General features: G+C 37.8%; 18 protein-coding genes. 6 read left to right on the top strand and 12 right to left on the bottom strand.

From position 1 onward, the window contains the following. Nucleotides 1-38: 38 nt before the first annotated feature. Genes IV87_RS06285 through IV87_RS06300 form a run of 4 tightly spaced genes read right to left on the bottom strand, consistent with a single transcriptional unit; the run spans nt 39 to nt 4,754 of the window. The gene (locus IV87_RS06285) at nt 39-1,907 is read right to left on the bottom strand and encodes a CDP-glycerol glycerophosphotransferase family protein (RefSeq protein WP_057806484.1); all 1,869 of its coding nucleotides are present in this window, start codon (nt 1,905-1,907) and stop codon (nt 39-41) included. Then, entirely contained in the window at nt 1,904-3,034 is a 1,131-nt protein-coding gene (locus tag IV87_RS06290; RefSeq protein ID WP_057806487.1) for a CDP-glycerol glycerophosphotransferase family protein, read from the bottom strand. Before IV87_RS06290 ends, IV87_RS06285 begins: the two co-directional genes overlap by 4 nt. Further along, nucleotides 3,022-4,047, bottom strand: coding sequence for a ribitol-5-phosphate dehydrogenase (locus IV87_RS06295; protein ID WP_057806489.1), 1,026 nt, complete (start codon nt 4,045-4,047; stop codon nt 3,022-3,024). The genes IV87_RS06290 and IV87_RS06295 overlap by 13 nt, the downstream gene beginning before the upstream one ends. Next, nucleotides 4,047-4,754, bottom strand: a complete 708-nt coding sequence (locus IV87_RS06300) for an IspD/TarI family cytidylyltransferase (RefSeq protein WP_057806491.1) — start codon at nt 4,752-4,754, stop codon at nt 4,047-4,049. Before IV87_RS06300 ends, IV87_RS06295 begins: the two co-directional genes overlap by 1 nt. A 279-nt stretch (nt 4,755-5,033) precedes the next feature. On the opposite strand from IV87_RS06300, the gene IV87_RS06305 reads away from it, so the two are divergent. Together IV87_RS06305 and IV87_RS06310 are read left to right on the top strand one after the other, a co-directional pair. Next, nucleotides 5,034-6,380: an FAD-dependent oxidoreductase gene (locus IV87_RS06305; protein ID WP_057806493.1), complete on the top strand. Its 1,347-nt coding sequence runs from the start codon at nt 5,034-5,036 to the stop codon at nt 6,378-6,380. Nucleotides 6,381-6,760: 380 nt separating this feature from the next. Continuing rightward, the gene (locus tag IV87_RS06310) at nt 6,761-7,255 is read left to right on the top strand and encodes an isochorismatase family protein (RefSeq protein WP_057806495.1); all 495 of its coding nucleotides are present in this window, start codon (nt 6,761-6,763) and stop codon (nt 7,253-7,255) included. Nucleotides 7,256-7,353: 98 nt separating this feature from the next. On the opposite strand, the gene folP is transcribed toward IV87_RS06310, so the two are convergent. The 7 genes from folP to IV87_RS06345 all read right to left on the bottom strand — a co-directional run bounded on the left by folP (nt 7,354) and on the right by IV87_RS06345 (nt 13,143). Beyond that, a complete protein-coding gene (gene folP, locus IV87_RS06315) occupies nt 7,354-8,493 on the bottom strand; it encodes a dihydropteroate synthase (RefSeq protein WP_057806497.1) in 1,140 nt (379 codons plus the stop codon). Continuing rightward, nucleotides 8,480-9,088, bottom strand: coding sequence for a non-canonical purine NTP pyrophosphatase (locus tag IV87_RS06320; RefSeq protein ID WP_057806499.1), 609 nt, complete (start codon nt 9,086-9,088; stop codon nt 8,480-8,482). The genes folP and IV87_RS06320 overlap by 14 nt, the downstream gene beginning before the upstream one ends. Beyond that, nucleotides 9,081-10,397 carry a bifunctional folylpolyglutamate synthase/dihydrofolate synthase gene (locus IV87_RS06325; RefSeq protein WP_057806501.1) on the bottom strand — a complete coding sequence of 439 codons (1,317 nt, stop codon included), beginning with the start codon at nt 10,395-10,397 and terminating at the stop codon, nt 9,081-9,083. Before IV87_RS06325 ends, IV87_RS06320 begins: the two co-directional genes overlap by 8 nt. Before the next feature lie 9 nt (nt 10,398-10,406). Further along, complete coding sequence (gene folE / locus IV87_RS06330) at nt 10,407-10,976, bottom strand: GTP cyclohydrolase I FolE (RefSeq protein ID WP_057806503.1); 570 nt, start codon at nt 10,974-10,976, stop codon at nt 10,407-10,409. A gap of 14 nt (nt 10,977-10,990) precedes the next feature. After that, nucleotides 10,991-11,473, bottom strand: coding sequence for a 2-amino-4-hydroxy-6-hydroxymethyldihydropteridine diphosphokinase (gene folK, locus IV87_RS06335; RefSeq protein WP_057806505.1), 483 nt, complete (start codon nt 11,471-11,473; stop codon nt 10,991-10,993). Further along, the gene (gene folB / locus IV87_RS06340; protein WP_074693892.1) at nt 11,466-11,834 is read right to left on the bottom strand and encodes a dihydroneopterin aldolase; all 369 of its coding nucleotides are present in this window, start codon (nt 11,832-11,834) and stop codon (nt 11,466-11,468) included. The genes folK and folB overlap by 8 nt, the downstream gene beginning before the upstream one ends. Nucleotides 11,835-12,009: 175 nt before the next feature. Then, nucleotides 12,010-13,143, bottom strand: a complete 1,134-nt coding sequence (locus IV87_RS06345) for a vitamin B12 independent methionine synthase (protein ID WP_057806507.1) — start codon at nt 13,141-13,143, stop codon at nt 12,010-12,012. Between the two features lie 1,341 nt (nt 13,144-14,484). Here IV87_RS06345 and brnQ point away from each other — a divergent pair. The 4 genes from brnQ (at nt 14,485) to pcp (ending at nt 18,415) form a co-directional block, all read left to right on the top strand. Beyond that, nucleotides 14,485-15,873 (top strand): branched-chain amino acid transport system II carrier protein, encoded by a 1,389-nt coding sequence (gene brnQ, locus IV87_RS06350; RefSeq protein ID WP_057806509.1) that lies wholly within the window; start codon nt 14,485-14,487, stop codon nt 15,871-15,873. A 281-nt stretch (nt 15,874-16,154) separates the two neighbouring features. Continuing rightward, entirely contained in the window at nt 16,155-16,832 is a 678-nt protein-coding gene (locus IV87_RS06355) for a DUF969 domain-containing protein (RefSeq protein WP_057806511.1), read from the top strand. Next, the gene (locus IV87_RS06360) at nt 16,825-17,748 is read left to right on the top strand and encodes a DUF979 domain-containing protein (RefSeq protein ID WP_057806514.1); all 924 of its coding nucleotides are present in this window, start codon (nt 16,825-16,827) and stop codon (nt 17,746-17,748) included. The genes IV87_RS06355 and IV87_RS06360 overlap by 8 nt, the downstream gene beginning before the upstream one ends. Before the next feature lie 19 nt (nt 17,749-17,767). After that, nucleotides 17,768-18,415, top strand: coding sequence for a pyroglutamyl-peptidase I (gene pcp, locus IV87_RS06365; protein ID WP_057806515.1), 648 nt, complete (start codon nt 17,768-17,770; stop codon nt 18,413-18,415). Nucleotides 18,416-18,824: 409 nt separating this feature from the next. Here pcp and pepT read toward each other — a convergent pair whose 3' ends face one another. Next, on the bottom strand, nt 18,825-20,069 hold the full coding sequence (gene pepT / locus IV87_RS06370) for a peptidase T (RefSeq protein ID WP_057806517.1): 1,245 nt from the start codon (nt 20,067-20,069) through the stop codon (nt 18,825-18,827). Nucleotides 20,070-20,103 lie beyond the last annotated feature (34 nt).

Consider the following 20,103-nt stretch of genomic DNA (forward strand, 5'->3'; position numbering starts at 1 on the left):
ACAGGCTTGTTATGTTTTATTCAAAATTAGTTGTTCTGTTAGGCATGTTTTCCCCAGTGAGGAATAACTTTGCCGTCTGGCGTATGGTCAGGATCTTCATTTTGAAGATTCTGATCATCGTCGTTTTTAAATTCATTTTCCAATTCATCGACAAAACGTTCGGTTGCATGACCATCGGGTTGATCGAAGAAATAATTGACAAATGAATCTAATTTTTGACGGTTCATTTGAGGCTCTTGAATTTTTTTAATTAATTCATCTGTATTTTCGGCCAGTGTGCCTGGAATAAAGTCTAAGTAATTAAAATAGAAACTCCGCTTTTGCATATAGTCAGTTAAATCAGGGGCAAAGAAAATCATGGGACGTTTCAACAGGGCATATTCAAAACAAACTGAAGAATAATCCGTAATTAGTTCGTCCGCGATCATCAGTAGATCATTAATTTCACGATAATCAGAAACGTCATGGAAAAAGTCGGCGTATTTATACGGAATGTTTGCTTCGTTTTGTACAAAGGGATGAATTTTCAATAAAAATACATAATCTTTGTGTAATGCTTCATATATCTTATTGAAATTAATATCTTCAAACGGATAGTAAGCAGATTGTTGACCATTCCCACGGAAAGTTGGTGCAAACAAAATTACTTTCTTACCTTTAATGAACGTCAATTCTTCTTGTAATTTTTGACGCACGTTAGCTTGATAAGTTTTATCAAAAAAGACATCAGTTCGTGGAATTCCAGTTGTGACAATATTTTTTTCCGGGATATCGAAACCTTCTGCGTACTTATCAGCAACGTGTTTGGAAGAAACAAGTGCTTTGGTATAATTTTTGTGATTTAAGGAATCAAGCTTTGGACCGCCGGGCATGCCAACACGGCTGTAACCAAAAGTCTTAAAGGCACCTACCGCATGCCATACCTGAATTAAATCCGCATTGTGGCGGATAGTCAGTGGATAAATCATTGGATAAAAATCATCCAATAAAATATAGCGACTAGTCGCGAAGGCTTTGGCCAATACAAAAATTTCATGCCAAGACTTTTTGGCCTTGATACTAGGTTTTAAATAGAATGAGATCTTAAAATTTGTTTTTCGTTTTAACAACTCTTGATAGATAAATTCAAAATTGCCAGAAATACTGGTTCGACTATCAGAAACAAACGAAATTTTATGACGATCTACGGGTAATAGATGATACCAATTATAAGCCATTTTCAAAACGCGGCGTTTTAAGCTGCGCATTACGGGACTTTCCAAAACAAATTCAGTATCCAATTCATTTTCAAGAGGATTAATCTCACTAAGAATATTGGATCCGACTTCTAATGAATTAGCGGCAAAATTATATTTAAAAATCAAACGATATTGCGTGTTCTTTTTGGCAGAATAACTAGTCATATTGGTAATATAGCTTAAATCATGTGCACAGTCTAAAATCTTTCCCACGGAAGTTCGTTCAATTAACCAACCGTCAGAAAGATACTGTTTTAACTGAATTTTGATTTCATACTGACCAGGTTCCAATGGTTTACCTTTATTGATTACTGAGAAGTTAGCAGTTCCTGTGTAACCGGCCATGGGGAAACGAGGATCTTCGCTTGTTTGATTTACAAGAGGAATCTCAATGTCATCAACGCCATCTTTTGCAAGAATCAGGCTTTTGACGATTTTTTCTTCATCTTTTTCCGGAAACTTTTCAAAGTAGGCAATACCAGAAATTGTAAAGTAGGCACCATTGAAATCAATCGAATTGACACGTCGTTTGATTAAAGAATCAATATTTTCCACCAAACGCGGGGAGTGGTAAGTCGGTTGAGTTTCTTCTGGAGTCACTGTATTTGCAGGTGTCGGATGTAGTATTCGATGCAGTTTATTTCTAATTCTTCTTAATAAATGTCTCATATTTTGTGTTCTCCATACCTATTAATTGATGTTAAAAATTGGTAGACACGATCGCTATTATGACCATCCTGATTGGGAAAATTTTTGTGCTTTAATTGACGAACGTAGTCCAGATCGATTTGAGAAAACTTTTCATTAATGAATGTCATCATTTCAGGTGCTTTTTGAAAAAAAGGCGCGTTCAAATACTCAAAGTAATTTACATAAAATCCCTGTTTTTGCACATATTCCTGATAATCAGGTGTGAATAATAAAATAGGACGCTCAAAATAACTGAAATTAAGTAAAAGTGATGAATAATCAGTAATAAAAGCATCCATTGTGGGCATCATTGCTTTAACTCGTGCCGGGTCCTGAAATAAATGAATATTTTTAGGTAAATTGTGAAGATTTTCTTTCATATTAACATATGGATGAATGGAAATGTAGATTTCCCAATCTTCTTTCAACTCTGGAGCCGCTTTGATAAGTGCGGTGACAGCTGCCAATACTTTTTTTGAATCATTCTGACGATAAGTTGGTGAATACAGGATCTTTTTTGTATGCTTGGGAGTCAGTTTAATTTGCGTATGCGCAATGACATCAAGCATGGGTTCACCCAGTGGTAAAACATGATCTCGGTTAATATCAAAGGCATCGGCATAAGCTTGACGGTCTGCTGCAGTGTTAACGACAACCCAATCATAATTAGTATGAGGTTTGATGACACTATTTTGAGCATTTGGTAAACTTAAGCCAATTTTTTTCAGTGTACCAATGGCATGCCAAGTTTGAATGACAATGTTTTTGCGATGCTTTTTTAAAGAATACAAAGGGAAAAAATAATCATCAATGATGAACAAGTGAGATGTCGCAATGTAATAAACGGAAATTAAAGAATACCAAAAAAATAAAAGGCGACTCTTAGGTGAGCGATCATAGTGAAAACAAAATACTTTTAATTCATAATCACCATTTTTCTCAAATGTTTCGTAAAGTTGTTTAAGATTATCTACTAACTGCGTATTACGCATGGTAGCAAAAGTTATGCGTTTCGGATGGGGACGAAACACGTAATAGCAAATTTGGTAACTGGTGTTATAAATGAATTTTAGGAATATTAATTTTAGTCGTTTTAAATCTCCCAACGCATCACACCCTTTCCCCAGGAGCTTGTACTATCTTTTTCAAAAAAGCTAACGACTTCTTTAATCGAACTTACTTTTTGGGTTTCACCAATTAAATTACACAAGCGTTCACGAGTTTTGCAATCCTTAGCTAAGATGTTGATAGCTCCTTCAAAATCTTCACGGCTACTACGACTTGAGCCTCTTAAGGTTAGACCGCGTTCGAGAACTAAACGGGTATTAATTTCAATTGGATTTTCAGAAACGCCCAATAACATAATGGTGCCCATTGGTCTAATGTGGTTGATAATTTGATCAACGGCAATTTGACTACCAGAACCACCGGTACATTCGAGTGCATGACTAACCTTTAATTCTGGGGGAATATCACTAACTAAATAGGTTTCATCTGCAAAAGAAAAATAGTCTAATTTATATTGATGACGACCAAAAATAATTAGTTTACTTTCAGGGAAAAAGGATTTTGCCAGAGAAGCAATGATATAACCCAGATTGCCGTCACCCCAAATGCCAATAATATCTTGATCGGCATCCATGGTTTCCTTTAAGTTGGTAAGTGCCTGAACGCCTACTGAGATCATTTCGGTGAAGGCAGCCATGTTAGGTTCAAAATCTTGAGGAATTTTAATCACGCGATCGTGACGTAAAAAAACATACTCCTGCATGAAACCATCATAGCCACTGGAACGAAAATGATTATTAGTGAGGTAATTTTCTTTAACAATGGGGCTTTGATGTGAAGGGGTATTGGGAATCATTGCCACAGTTTCGCCAGCAGAAAACTTATTTTGCGGATCATAGACGACTGTTCCGATAGCCTCATGAATTAAGGCCATGGGGAGCTTTTTGTTGAGAACTGCTTGAGAACGATTGCCAGAAAAGTACCGTTGATCTGCTTTACAAATTGATAAGTACGTTGGTCGAACAATAATTTCATTAGAAGTTAAATTTTCGTCAATGGTTTGAGATTCAAATTGGCGAGTACTGACTAACCGATAAACTTGGTTTAGCATTAAATAACCACCCTCTTTTCTACGATTGCGCGTGCTATTTTTAGATCATATGGTGTTGTGATTTTAATATTAGAAACTTCACCGCGAACAATATGCACTTCTTCACCAGCGAGGAGGCAGATTTTACAAGAATCGGATAAAATTTCTTTTTGTTCAGTGGTCAGTTGATTGAATGCTTTTTTTAGTTTTTTGATGTTAAAACATTGTGGTGTCTGACCTTGATACATATACTCACGGATGGGAATTTCGTTTACTTGTTCATTTTCACCGCGAACAATCGTATCAATGGCCGGAACGACTGTATCAACCGCCGTATGAGTCATGACCGCGTTAATATTGTCATCAATAATTCGTTGCGTGATAAAGGGACGAACGGCATCATGGGTCACGACCACGTCATCATCATGGAGACCAAAAGTTTTTTCGATATAGGTGATTCCATTCATTAAAGTGTCATTTCGTTCGGATCCGCCGGTAATCACAACTACGCGGGAATCCTTTATAAACTTGCTGATTAGATCTTTGGTATGTGTTAACCAGTCACTGGGACACACCACGATGATGGCATTAAAACGTTTTTCTAAAACGAATTTTTCAATTGTTTGAATTAAAATTGGTTTGGAGCCAAGTGGTAAAAACTGCTTTGGCATGGCTGTGTTACCCATGCGGGTACCTTTACCGCCGGCTAGTATTTGTGCATATATCATAATAAGAACTCCATTTCTTCTTAAATAATAGTCATATGTTAGTTTACAAATATGAAGATAATGTTATCGATTAGGCAACTTTCTAAGACTAATTTCCAAAGTTTTTGCATTGGTATAGGAAAAATAAGATGGTTAAGGTTTAAACGACAGTGAATCGGTGAACTTTCGAATTGATAGAGCATGGTGTGTAAGCGTTGACATTAGCTACCTATTTCATATAGAATTGAGCTAACAATAAGCTGTTAGTTTTAATAACAATAATTTTTTGGAGGAATAATTATGAAAATAATTGTAGTGGGTGCGACTCATGCGGGAACCTATGCAACTAAACAAATTTTGACGGAGCATCCAAACTATGAAGTGACGGTGTATGAAAGAAATGATAATTTATCGTTTTTATCCTGTGGAATTGCTTTGTGGGTGGGTGATCATGTTTCAGATCCGAATAAAATGTTTTACTCTTCACCTGAAAAATTAGAAGAACTTGGCGCGACCATGAAAATGCAGCATGACGTGCTTAATATTGATACGGATAAAAAAACGATTCGAGTTAAGAACTTAATTTCTGGGGAAATATTAGAGGATTCATATGATAAATTAGTTATGGCTACAGGATCGGCACCTGTGATTCCACCAATTAAAGGCGTCGATAACTCGAAGGTAAAACTATGTAAAGACTGGAACGATGCCAAAATTTTGCGAGCGACAACGCCAAAAGCAAAATCTGCGATTATTATTGGTGCCGGTTATATTGGTGCGGAATTGGCTGAACAGTTGGCAGTCACAGGAAAACAAGTAACTTTAATTGATGGATTACCTCATGTATTGACGAAAAACTTTGATCCGGAAATTGGGTTACGAGTGGAAGAAGATTACAAAGAGCATGGTGTCAAATTAGCGATGAATGAATTGGTCCAATTTTTTGCGGATGATGGTGATAAGATTACCGTTACAACCACTAAAGGAAGCTATACAGCCGATTTTGCTGTTTTATCTGCAGGTTTTCGTCCTTATACCGATTTACTTAAAGGGAAGGTTAAAATGTTACCCAATGGGGCAATTATTACGGATGATTATATGCAGTCCTCAGATCCTAGCATTTTTGCTGCCGGTGATTCTGCAGTTGTGCATTACAATCCGACTGGAAAAGATGATTACATTCCATTGGCTACAAATGCTATTCGACAGGGAATTTTAATTGGTCATAATATTGAACATCCTACGGTTAAATACATGGGAACTCAAGCATCATCTGCGGTGGCTCTGTTTGGAAAAACATTGGCATCTTCCGGATTAACTGAGAGTGGTGCTAAAGCACGAAATGTCGCGGTGGAAAGTGTTACGCTTGAACAAAATTATCGTCCTGATTTTATGTTGACCACTACGCCAATTTTGATGCGTTTAGTTTGGGATCCCAAAACACGAGTGGTTTTAGGTGGGGCATTTTATAGTTCTTATGATTGTGCCCAGTCGGCTAATGTTATTTCATTAGCAATTCAAACTAAAATGACTATTGATGAATTATCTATGGTAGATATGTTCTTCCAACCTAACTTTGATAATCCACTAAATTATGTAAATGCCTTGGCAATGGCGGCTGTGCAAAAGAGTGTGGGTAGGAGCTGAAAATGTTTGTTAGGACAGTTCTCAAAGGCAGGCCCCGCATTATAAAGATGCCTAGCGTGGGATTTACATCCCCCTGACGGCACCTTTATATTGTGGATCCTTAGCGTCTTTGATCACTCACTGATTTAAGAATTTATTAAATAAAAGTTGCAGCGCTTTCCTCTTTTTGATTCGGTTGTACTATAATATGATAAGGTACTCATTTGGGGAGTTTCAATCGCAGCCTTGATTCGTTAGTTATAAACCTATTCGCCAGTTTTATATTAAATTCTTACAGTGGGGGATGCGAAGAACGTATTGGAAAATAGATCATCTTTGGATAACGTAGGCGTTTTACTTTAGTACCGAAAACAACCATGATTTATGAAAGAGGAAAGAAAATGGCAGATGTATTAATTGTAATTGATATGCAAAATGCACTGAGTAAAATGGTGAATTTCGATGCAGTTGTTGCAGGTATCAACGAACGCATCAAGATTTATCGAGCAGAACGAAAAGCAATTTTTTTCGTTCAAACCACTGATGAAGAGATTCCAAGCGATACAAAAGCGTTTGAACTAACTGATAAACTTGATTTTAATTCACAAAAAGATGAGTTTATTGTTAAAACTAAACCAGATGCTTTTTATCACACAAACTTAGAGGCGTATTTAAAAACTTACAATAGTCGAAGCATTGAAATTTGTGGCGGGCAGACAGAATACTGCGTGGACACCACAATTCGAGTAGCTTGTCACTTAGATTATAAAGTGGAAGTGACGCGTGGTTTAACCACGACTTTTGATTCCGATCTTTTAGATGCGCAAACCATAATTAAACATCACGAGAGTATTTGGGATGGCTCGTTTGCAACCATGTTACCTCAAACTAAATAACTACTAAAGAAGCACCCACAGAAGAATTCGTTTTTCTGTGAGTGCTTCTTTTTTTAGCATTAAAATGTGACTTAAAGAGTTTTTTGGAGGTAGCCTTATTATTTGAACCAATAACCATTATTAATCGTCTGAATCATTTTAACGAGTTGTTTGGTTTCCGTAATATCATGCACGCGCAAAATATTACCACCATTCAAGTACATATATGTTTCCGCAATGAGTGTTACCGAAAGGCGATCCTCTTTTTTTAAATCGAATAATTTGGCTCCAAAACCCTTTCGTGAAATTGCGATCATGGTTGGTCGGTTGAATTCATTAAACTGATCAATGTTTCGCATCATGGCATAATCTTGGTAACCATCTGCCACTTTGGCATAACCAATGCCGGGATCTAAAGCAATACGCTCTTGGTCAATGCCAGCAGCTACTAATTGAGTTAAATTTTGCTTGAAGAAAGCTCGCATTTCTTGGGTTAAATTGTCGTATTCTTTGTCTCGACTGCTGTGCATCGTAAGTAAACCGATTTTTGTCGGTGCCAATAAAGTCAGTTTACGAGGGTCATCAGTAAATGCATTCACATCATTGATGATAGCAACATACCCGGTTTTGACGATAGTTTGCATGACTTCAAACTTATAAGTATCAACTGCTATGGTAATCTGGGGGTAAATTTGATGAATCTGTTCAATCGTTGGCATAATCCGAGCCAGTTCTTCTTTAACCGAAATTTCCTTAAAACCAGGCCGAGTAGTCTGTCCACCTAACTCAATGACATCTACTCCAGCAGTTACCATTTCATCCACACGGTTCATAATCTTTTGGGGTTCAAAGTAACGCCCACCGTCATAAAATGAATCGGGTGTAATGTTTAGAATGCCATAGATTAAAGGATTCTGTAGCAAATCACGATGATGGTGACCGTAATTCCAGTAAACGGCGTGTTGTTTATAAATAGCGGCTAAGGTTTCATTGTCAGCAGTGTTTTGAAATAAATGACTAAAACGGGTCGTAAATAATGAAAAGCAAGCTAACGGAAGAACGGTCTGAATACTAGTTGTATTGACTTGAATGGGCGTATCAAACGTGCGTAACAGGTCGGTTAATTGGTTCAATTGATCTGCCGAAAGCTCACTAAATTTCAAGACAATTTTTCGTTGTCGAATTAGCATATTATTCGTGATTTGATCAGCAAATGTTTCTGAATGTGTAAATGTATTGGTGAGATCAGAAATGTTCATATTCGTTTTGTGCCACCTTTTCTAAAAGATTTTGAATCGCTTTGGTTCGATGAAGATAGGGCGTCTTTTCAGTATCGGTCATTTCTGCTAAGGTTTGTGTTTCACCCAAAGGAATTAAAATTTTGTCAAAACCATAACCGTTGTTTCCCCGTTCCGCCGTACTAAAGGTTCCTTCAAATACACCTAGTCCATGATAAACGCGATGATCAGCGACACATAAAATTAAATCAGTTCGTAAAGTTACTTGCCGAGATCTCCCATTGACTAAATTAATTAGATAGTGGTTTTTATCTGCGTCAGATGGATAGTTGCTGAGTTGCCGAGAAGTTTGAACGCCAAACTTATCAGGATAGGCAGCAACTATCATACCGGAATCATCACCCAAAACAGATTCAGTAGGTAGTTTTTTGAAGATAAAAGTTGCCTTTTGCCGGGCGTTGTTTAAGTAACTGGTGGTACCTTCATTAGGAAAATGCAAACGAGTGATTGCGTTTTGATAAGATTCGGCAGAAATTTTAAAATCTTTGAAACACTTTATTAATTCAGCAGTTTTGTCTAAATTATTAGAAGCAATTAAAATAGGTTGTTTAAACATTCAAATCACCTTCAAATTGTTTGATAAAGTAAAAAGAACCGGTAACGATAATGACATCGTTTTTGGAACTTTGCTGACACGCTAGATTCAGACTTGCTTTCGAATTTGATAACTCAAAAAGATGGTCTTTTGGAAAATAAAATTCGGTTTGAATAACATGGGCCAGTTGATGTTTGTCTAAAGCTCGTTGATGCTGACTGGGTGTATTCACGTAAACGTCAGTTGCAAGTGGTAAATAACTTTTTAACATTTCAAAGTAGTTTTTATCTACTAAAAATCCTAATAAAAAACTGATTTTTCGATTTGGAAACAGTGTTTTTAATGACTTAACCAGTTGTTTGGCACCATCCGGATTATGGGCACCATCTAAAATGATGGTGGGTGCTTGATGAATAAGTTGCATTCGACCAGGAATGCTAAGCTGTGCTAATGCTTGGTGAACAATGTGTTCCTTAATCGAAGTCCCGTGTCTTTGAAGCCAAGTTACCGCACTAAGTACCGTAGCCAAATTATCTAATTGAAAATTACCAACTAAGCCTAATTGGTAAACATGTTGCGCAATCATGGGCCCACTGATTTGTAATTTAGTACCAGTTTCATCGCGCTTGAGAATTCTCAGATGTACGTCTTGGACAAAATGAATGTCGGCTTGTTGTTTTTCAGCAACTTGACGTAATACTTGTCTGGCCATTTGTTTTTGGTGAGGCGCCACAATTACCGTGGAATCTGGTTTAATAATGCCAGCCTTTTGCGTCGCAATTTTTCGAATCGTGTGGCCTAAAATTCGCGTATGATCATAATCGATATGAGTAAACAAGGTTAGCAGGGGGGCCGAAATAGCATTAGTAGCATCATTTTTTCCACCTAAACCGACTTCCAGAACAACATAGTCAACGTTGGCCTGCTTGAAAGCAACTAAGGCAATTAAAGTGAACCATTCAAAAATTGAAAGTGAAACCGCAGTATCGCTTTGTTTTAGGGTGTCTGAAATAACCTGATAAGCACGAAGAAAAGCAGTATAACTAATCATTTGACCATCAAGTTTGATTTGTTCGCGATCATCAAGCATTGCAGGACTAGAGAAATGACCAACGTGATAACCATTAGCTTGCAGAATGGCTGCTAACATTGCGCCGGTAGACCCTTTTCCGTTAGTTCCAGCGATATGAATGACTTTATAGGCTTGCTCAGGATGCTGTAGTTGTGCCAATATGTGACGCAAAATGGGCACACGATCGTTTTGTGTAACCAAAACTTGATGATTCATTTTTGCAATTAAGTCATGATAAGTTTGTTGATCTTCAGTCATAGTGCTAGATTACCTCTGATGTGTTTGTTGGAGAAATTCATTTTTAAGTTCATGGTCTTCAGAAAAGTTGCCTAAGAATTTGTTTGTATACGTAAATAAGCCAGATTTGTTGATGCCACGCATTTCCATACACATGTGACGTGCAGAAATGGACACGGCAACTCCCTTAGGTTTTAAAATACGTTGTAATTCATCAGCAATCATTACTGTGATATTTTCTTGAACACTGGGACGACGAGCGGCAAAGTCGACTAAACGTGGAATTTTGCTTAAGCCAATAATTTTGCCATTTTGAGGAACGTAAGCAACATTAACTGTGCCAAAAAAAGGTAAAAGATGATGTTCACACATTGAATAGAAGGGGATGTCTTGAACTAAGACCATACCCGCATTTTCAGCAACGTTAAAAATCTTGTAGTCTTCAAAATGTTGTTTACCAGTTTCTGCAAAAATTTCTTCATAGGCACTCGCCACACGTGCCGGTGTTTTTTGAATGCTCGTTCGTTTTGGGTCGTCACCAATAGCTTCAATAATGTTATGAACGGCATTTTCTATCTTCGTTTTGTCTTTTTCAATCATATTCTGTTTACCTCTTACTCATGTAAAATTTCCACCCAATTGTGATCAGGCGTAGTTTGTAGTTGCTGGTTAGTTTTAGTAATTAATTGGTCATCGTTTAAAACATCTAACAAAGGAATTAAAACGAAACGCCGCTTGGCAATCTCTGGATGAGGTACAATTAGCGTTTCATCGTGAATGTTTTCGTGATTAAAGTATAAAATGTCCAGATCAATGGTTCTTGGCCCCCAATGAATGAGACGCTTGCGTCGTAAAGCTTGTTCAATTTGATGCAAAACATCTAGTAGTTCATGCGCCGTTAGAGTCGTTGATAAGCGAATAGCAATATTCAAAAAATCATCTTGTGGAACACCGCCAACGGGTTGTGTTTGATAAATTGGAGACACTTTTTCTACTGTGATCATGGCATTTTCATTAAGTAAGTTTGCTGCTTTGTTTAAATTTTTTTGACGGTCGCCGAGATTTGAACCGACACTTAAATAAGCTTGATTATTCATGATGTTGTGCTCCTGAAACCTCAATTTCAATATTATCGAAAATACCAGCAATGGGAACACTGTACTTGCGAACTTTTAGTTTTACAGCCTGAATGGTAGGATAATCTGCTAAGATTTTCTTCAAAAGATGGTTAGCGACACTTTCAATCAGATTATAATTATTGTTTAAAACGAATTCTTCAATGGTTTGGTAAACATCCGCGTAACTGACGGTTTCCTTTAAATCATCATGTTGCACTTTTTCTTCAATTGGATAGGTGAGCTCAGCATCAATTTGAAGACGTTGACCTAACTTTTTCTCCTCCGCAAAAACACCATTGAATGTGTGAAAACTCATGTTATTAATTCTAATTTTACCCATATTAGCCATTCCCCCAGGCAGTTCTGAAATTTATTTCCCTTTAATAGTATCATGTTTAACGCTAGGCGTCTTTTTTGATGGATACTAATAGAAAAAACCAGATCAAAACTCGAAAAGAGCTATGTTCTGGTTTTTACCGTTTTTGTATAAGGCAACTAGATACCCTTAATAATTATTATTCAGCATCTGACCAAACTTTTTTTGCAGTATCAATGACTAAACTTAATTTAGCCCATTGTTGATCAGCCGTTAACTTGTTGCCCTCTTCTGTTGACGCAAATCCGCATTGAGTAGAAAGTGCCAAATTTTCAAGAGGAACTTCTTGAGTAGCTTCCTTAATGCGGGTAAGTAGTTGGGATTGATCTTCCAATTCAGGAAATTTAGAGGTTACAAGGCCTAACACGATGCGTTTGTGGGCATCATGGTTCCAAATTTTAGCAAGCGGTTTGAAATCACCAGCACGATCGTTATCGTATTCGAGGAAAAAGCCGTCATAATTTAATTGGCTGAGATACTCAGCAACAACGTCGTAACCACCTGAAAATAGGAAGGTTGACTTAAAGTTACCTCGACAAATATGAGTAGTTACAGTCAAATCATCTGGTAAATTTTCTAAAAGCTTATTAATGACGTAAACGGAATCTTCAGCAATTTTACGAAACGGCTTTTGACCTTCAGGATCGTTTTTAGTTTCGTCAAGTTTACTGATTAGAAAAGCCCAAGTCGTGTCATCTAATTGAATATAACGACAACCGAGATCGTAAAAATGCTGAATGGTTTCATGATAGGCCTTGGCTAAATCGTCTAAATAATCTGTATGTTTTTCGTAGAATTCAGGTGCGTTATCACTTCGATTATCCCGGAATAATAGACTAGGCGAGGGAATCGTTTGCTTAGCCTGAACACCATCAGGTACGATTGATTTCAGATATTCAAATGCTTTGAAAAATGGATGTTCAGGGTTGTAACTAATCTTACTTGTTAGATAGGCATTGTCGGTTCGTGTTTTTTGACCATGAAATTTATAACTTTTTTGATAGTCATATTTACCGACACCATCTAACCCCCAAAGAAAATCAAGATGCCACCATGAACGACTAAATTCACCATCTGTGACCGCATGAAGACCAAGAGCAACTTGTTTATCAACAATTTTTTTAATTTCTTGGTGCTGAATGGTTTCAAGTTGACTGGTAGAGATTTTCTTATCTGTGAAATCTTTATGAGCTGCTTTTAATTCGGAAGTTCGTAATAAACTACCAACTTGATCGAAACGATAGGGTGCCTGTAAACCTGTTTTAAGTGTCATGATTGTAAACTCCTTAGTATTTTTTTAGAAACAAAAAAGCTCGTCCTCAACGTTAAAAACGTCAAGGGCGAGCACTTCATTAAAGAAATGACCACGGTACCACCTTGGTTTAAAATAATTTAAAAATTATTTTCTTAAAGAATTCCCCGAAGGAAACTCCGACGCGATAATGGGCGCACCCATCTGTATTTTGCTAAAGCTTAATGCAGAATGTTCTCCAAGACCATCTTCTGGTTCACTCTTTTACCTCGTTACACCAAAAGAGGCTCTCTGTAAAAATGTGGGACCGTACTCATCTCTTCATTGCTTTTTAATTGTTATCTAATTTGGATTCAGTTTAGCGCGTGTTTTAAAACTTGTCAAATTTCACCATGCGTTTAAAAATGGGTTGATCAAAGCTCGACACATACAGCTGTGTAAAGCTTTAGTAGGAAAGTGAAAAAGAGTTTTTTTAAAATAAGAGAAGATCGTTAATCTTCTAATTAGGTGTAGCAGCCAAAAACTATGAGGTAACGGTCAACTTGAAGCAGTAATGTTAAATGTTTCAACTATTTTATCAGGCAAAGTAACACCAGTAAAAGCACTTACTAGTTATTTTTTAAAACAAATTTTTATGTGACATCAAGGAATTAAACATGTCAGTATTTCTTTAAACGCGGCATCCCGCAGTGCCATGGATAATTGATGAAGGCCGTTTTGTAAGACTTAAATAATAGGTGTAGTGGAGGCGTTGGTGAAAGAGTGTGTCGATGTCACTTAGCGATTTATCGCTTAGAGACATGGGAGACTGGAGAGATCCACTTCTGGCCTGAAAGGCAAGAAGTTAGCTCGTAAGCGACCACACGTCCCCGCATCAACGCCGAAACGGAACAAAATTAAAAACATGAATAAAATTTAATTAGAAGCACTACTTACTAAAACTCAAACACATACACATCTAAAAAATGGGTTTGACAATGAATCATGACCGTTCTATAATAAGCAACATTAAATATAAATGAGAAACACGTGTTGAAGGTTTCACGGATGATAAGCTAGCGAATTTCTAGAAAGTGTTTGGGGTTGAGAAAACATATTTCCTAGTTTAAAAAGGTGAAAACGAGCGAAATTGTCGCAAAGATGATTATGGTTGCACCCAATATAGTGCCAGTGTATCAGGTGTTTTTGACGAAAAATACGGTGTACATGGTGAGACAAACTTTGTGAAAAGCTTGTAAATTAAGGTGGTAACGCGTGCAAACGTCCTTTGGATTAGTAATTAATCTGAGGGACGTTTTTTTATTCTTATTAAAGTTTTGACATCAACATTGAATTGCAGAAAAAGGAAGGAAGTTTTTATAAATGGAACAAACACGTAAATTTACATGGAAAGAATTAATTGTGGTGGCATCAATGCTATTTGGAATGTATTTTGGTGCTAGCAACTTAACTTTTCCAGTGCAAATTGGGCAACAGTCCGGTTCTGCATTTATTAGTTCAATTATTGGTTTTATCATTACAGGTACAATTTTACCTTTACTTGGCGTTGCTGCGATTGCAATTACGAGAACGCATGGTGTCTATGAACTAGCGCAACCAATTGGTAAAACGTACGCGTTGATCTTTACTGTTATTTTGTATATTGCTATTGGCCCAGCCTTTGCAACACCACGAACAGCCACGGTGCCCTTTGAGTTTGGTATTGCGACCCATGTCAGTGCGGCAACAGCACCATTATGGCTTTTTGTTTATTCGGCTTGTTTCTTTACGGCAGTGGTATTGTTTTCAATTAACCGCCATAAAGTGGTCGATTATGTTGGTCGTTATCTGAATCCGGTTTTTATTATCATGGTCGTTATATTAATTGCAGTTGCCATTTTTAAACCAATGGGAACAGCAGCTGGACAAGCAGTTACGGGCGCTTGGCGAAAAGGCGCGATGACCAATGGCATTATTCAGGGTTATCAAACAATGGATGCACTAGCCTCTGTTGAGTTTGGTATTGTGGTTATCACAGCAATTAAAGCTTTAGGGGTGAAAAAGGAAGCAACAGTTGCCAATTTAACCGTCAAAGCAGGCATCATTGCCGCCAGCGCGATGGCCGTTATCTATGCCGGATTAGCTTACATTGGGGCAACCAGTCTAGGTCATTTAAAAATTGCAAACGATGGTGGTATCGCACTTGGTCAAATTACACAGTATTTCTTTGGTAATGCCGGGGTTTATATTCTAGCTATTATGGCAACAATTACTTGCATGACTACTGCTGTTGGTGTGACAACTTCTTTTGCAACGGCATTTAGTGGAATGTTTCCTAAATTTAGTTATAAAACATATGTGATTATTGTATCTGTAATTTCTTTTGTGGTTTCTAATTTTGGGTTCGAAACCATTATTAATGCTGCTGTACCGTTTCTGATGTTTATTTATCCACTATGTATCACGTTGATCTTACTATCATTAGTTTCACCATTCTTTCATCGAGCCCGGGTTGTTTATATTTGTACAACGATTTTTACAATTGTACCGGCCATTGTGGATGGATTGAATGCGGCTCCAGCAATAGTAGCAAAATCAGTTGTTGTGCAGAGCCTTACCAATTTTGAGAGTAAGTATGTCCCATTCTTCGCACAAGGATTTGCTTGGCTTGCTCCTGCTATTATTGGATTTGTGATTGGAATTGGAGTTTATGTGGTGCAACGTGTTCGTGCTAATGACGAATCAACTGTTAGTGAATCAGATTGGTCATAATGGCGTTGCTTGCGATCTTCGGAACCATAGAAAACTAAACTAAGACTATTAAGAATGAAGCGATGAGAACTGTTTTTCTCATGGTTTCATTTTTAATTTCAAGAATAATTGTTGGTTTGTAATGAATTTAAATTAGTAATCATAATTTGAAAAGCTAAACAACGTAGGTTGTGTTTAAACATTCAGTTGTTGAGAATCAAATTTGCCCTGAATAGGTTTTTATGATAAATTTATGATAAACAAATTAGAAGCAACCAATATAGAAATCGGAGGGTAAGTGAATGGAATACATACGTTTAATTGGTGTTTTAGTTATCATTTTAGGGTTTGCATTTAGATTGGACACCGTTGCAGTTGTACTAATCTCAGCGTTAGCAACCGCATTAGCATCAGGAATTGATTTCACAAAATTTTTAGCTATTTTAGGACAAGGTTTTTTGGATAATCGAATGGTTTCACTATTTTTTTTAACCTTACCAATGATAGGGGTAATTGAACGAAATGGATTAAAAGAATCTGCCGTAAACTTAATTCATCGTCTGCAAAACTTAACTCCAGGGCGTATTTTTGATATTTATTTACTGATTAGAGAACTAGCCTGTGTTTTTGGAATCACTCTGCAAGGACAGGTTCAGTTTATTCGTCCGTTAATTAATCCAATGGCGCAAGCGGCAGCTAGTGTCGAAGCAAAACTAACGCCAAAGGATGTGGATCGAATCAAAGCACGTTCCGCAGCTACTGAAAACTTTGGAAACTTTTTTGCACAAAACTTATTTGTCGCATCTGGTGGTGTTTTATTGATGGCAAGCACTATGAAATCACTGGGTTATAAAGTCGATCCCACTGGAATTGTTTTGTATTCAATTCCAGTTGCCGTAATTACGCTTGTCCTTGTATTTTTCTATAACCGTTTGTTTGATCGCCAGTTTGCTAAGAAGGGACGTGCTAATAATGACTAATTTGATCAATAATATTTTAACCTTCCTTTATATGTTAATTGGCGTGGGATTTTTAATTGCCGCGATTGAATCATTTCGCGATAAAACTAACTCGGCTCGTTATGGAACGGGGCTGTTCTGGACATTATTTGCGGTAATTTTTGCTTTGGGGCAGTGGTTACCAAAAGCTCTAGTTGGCGCTTTGCTACTGGTGATTGGATTACTTTCACTTTTAAAGCAGGTGAAAGTAGGACATATTAAAGAGATTAATGTTAAAACGGCTGAGAAGGCTGCCCTAAAACTACGCGGTTGGATTTTCTTACCTAGTATTATTTTAGCAATTACCGCAATTTTAGTAGCCCAATTTACACCGTTTGGTGGTCAGGTAGGTATTGGTGCGGCTGCGATTTTGTCATTGATTGTTGCTATTGCTTTAACTAAATCTAAGGGTAAAGATGTTTTTGATGACACGCAACGAATGGTACGGTCAGTGGGCTCGGCAGGAGTATTACCGCAACTATTGGCAACATTAGGAGTTGTTTTTACAGCATCTGGTGTTGGTAAGGTAACAGCGCATGCAATTTCAAGTGTGTTTCCAACCGGTAATCATTTATTGGGAGTCGCTTTGTATTGTGTGGCAATGGCGTTATTCACCATTATTATGGGAAATGCCTTTGCAGCCTTTGCGGTAATTACTGCTGGAATTGGAATTCCCTTTGTTGTCGCTCAAGGCGGTTCGGCTGTGGTAGTTGCGGCGTTAGGAATGACTTCCGGATACTGTGGCACATTGATGACCCCAATGGCGGCCAATTTCAATACGTTACCGGTGGCTTTGATGGAAATGAAAGATCCACTAGGTGTGATTAAACAGCAGGCGCCAATTGCAATTCCAATGTTGTTAATCCAAATTTTGTTGATGTATGTACTGGCATTTTAAATAGGGAGGTAATTTAGAAATGAAAATTCTTGTGACTGGTTTTGATCCATTTGGTGACGATAAAATTAATCCGGCAATTGAGGCTGTAAAACGCTTGCCAGATGAAATTGAAGGTGCTCAAATTGTGAAGGTGGAGATTCCTACAATTTTTGGTAAGTGTGCGGAAGTGACGCATGCGGCAATTTTAAGGGAAAAACCTGACTATGTGTTGAATATTGGTCAGGCAGGCGGTCGTTTTGGTTTGACACCAGAACGGGTGGCAATTAACTTTGATGATGGACGAATTAAGGATAATGCGGGATATCAGCCCCTGGGTACACCGGTGCATGAAGATGGGCAAAATGCTTATTTTACGCAGTTACCGGTGAAGACGATGGCTAAGGCGATAAGGGCGGTAGGTTTGCCAAGTAGTGTGTCGACGACGGCGGGAACGTATGTATGTAATCATATTATGTATCAGGTGCAGTATATGATTGATAAGGAGTTTCACGAATTGAAGGCAGGATTTATGCATATTCCATTTTTGCCGGAGCAGGTGACGAATAGGCCGAATACGCCATCTTTGAGTTTGGAAGATGATGTGAAGGGAATTACGGCGGCGATTGGTGCGATTGTGAAGCAGGATGGTAAGAAGGATATTGAAAGTGTGGAGGGACATGTAGCTTAAAGTGAACGAAGAAAAGCGGGTAATAAGGGACTTCTAAGTGTTGTGGAGGCGGGATCGCGATCCCGCAGGAACAATACTTAGAAGTCCCTTATTGCTTTTCGGAGTTGTCCTGAGGCTCAGCGGAAAAAAAGAATGTAGGGTGTGGAGGCGAGTTCTTGCGGCTGGTTTTGCCACAAGAATCGACAACGTTCTGAGAATAAAACTTTCGGAACGAAAGTTTCCTTAAAAATCGAAGTAGTGCGGGATCGCGATCCCGCAGGAACAATACTTAGAAGTCCCTTATTGCTTTTCGGAGTTGTCCTAAGGCTCAGCGGAAAATTATTTTCAAAATAGTTCCTTTATTAAAAAAACGTTATACGTATCTGTATTTCTACAGAATTACGTATAACGTTTTTAATTTTAATGAATTTTATTTACTTTGTTCGCTATTTAATTGATTGATTTTCAAAATTAAATCAACAGCTTTTTCCATTGTTTGAACAGAAACAAATTCATAACGACTGTGCATATTCTCGCCACCAGCAAATAGGTTGGGTGTTGGAATGCCCATGAAAGAAATTTTAGAACCATCTGTACCACCACGTACTGGATAAATAACAGGTTTAATAGCTAATTTTTCCATTGCAGCTTTTGCAAGTTCAACAGGAGTCATGTCTTTTTCAAGAATTTCACGCATATTATAGTACTGATCATGTGTCTCTACAGTGACACGTTCTTCACCAAAGTCAGAATTGAGTTTGTCAGCTATGTTCTGTAGTTCTTGTTTACGTTGTTCAAATACTTTTCGATCATGGTCACGAATAATATAAACTAACTTAGCGTGATCAGGAGTACCGGTCATTTTAAACAGGTGGAAGAAGCCTTGACGACCATCGGTTAATTCTGGACGGTCACCAGCAGGAACAAGGTTATGATAATCAATTCCTACTTGAAGTGCATTAACCATGACATCTTTAGCAGTGGCCGTGTGTACCTCGTTTCCTTGAATTTCTACGGTTGTTTGGGCTGCATTGAAGGTTTCATATTCCAATTCACCAAGGGGACCACCATCAACCGTATAAGCGTATTTCGTATTGAAATCTTTGGCATCGAAGTGGTCCGCGCCAGTTCCAGTTTCTTCATCGGGAGCAAATCCCACCCGAATTTCACCATGTTTTACTTCAGGATGACTGAGATAATATTCCATTGCTGTCATAATTTCGGCAGCACCGGCTTTATCATCGGCACCCAGTAAAGTCGTGCCATCCGTTGTGATTAAAGTTTGCCCCTTGTAGTTGTGTAAAGCTGGAAAAGCCGCAGTTTTTAAAATCCATTTGCCGTCCTTACTCAAAGAAATGTCGGACTCACCATCGTAGTTTTCATGGATTTGAGGATCGATATTTTCGGCATTAAAATCAGCTGTATCAATGTGAGCAATGTAGCCTAAAACTGGTGTATTGCCATCATCATTAGCAGGCAGTGTGGCAACTACATAGCCACTTTGAGCTTGAGTGTGAACATCCTTTAATCCAAGATTGGTTAGTTCTGTAGCCAGAGTCTTTAGGAAAGCAACTTCTTTTGGATCCGTGGGAACAGTATCTGAATCAGGATTAGAACGAGTATTTACTTTCACATATTTCAAGAATCGTGGTAACAAGGTTTCGTATTTTGCCAATTAAATCACTCCTATTTATATTGTTACGTGTATT

Origin of the sequence: Pediococcus ethanolidurans, assembly GCF_001437405.1 — a bacterium.
GTDB classification, from domain to species: Bacteria; Bacillota; Bacilli; order Lactobacillales; family Lactobacillaceae; genus Pediococcus; species Pediococcus ethanolidurans.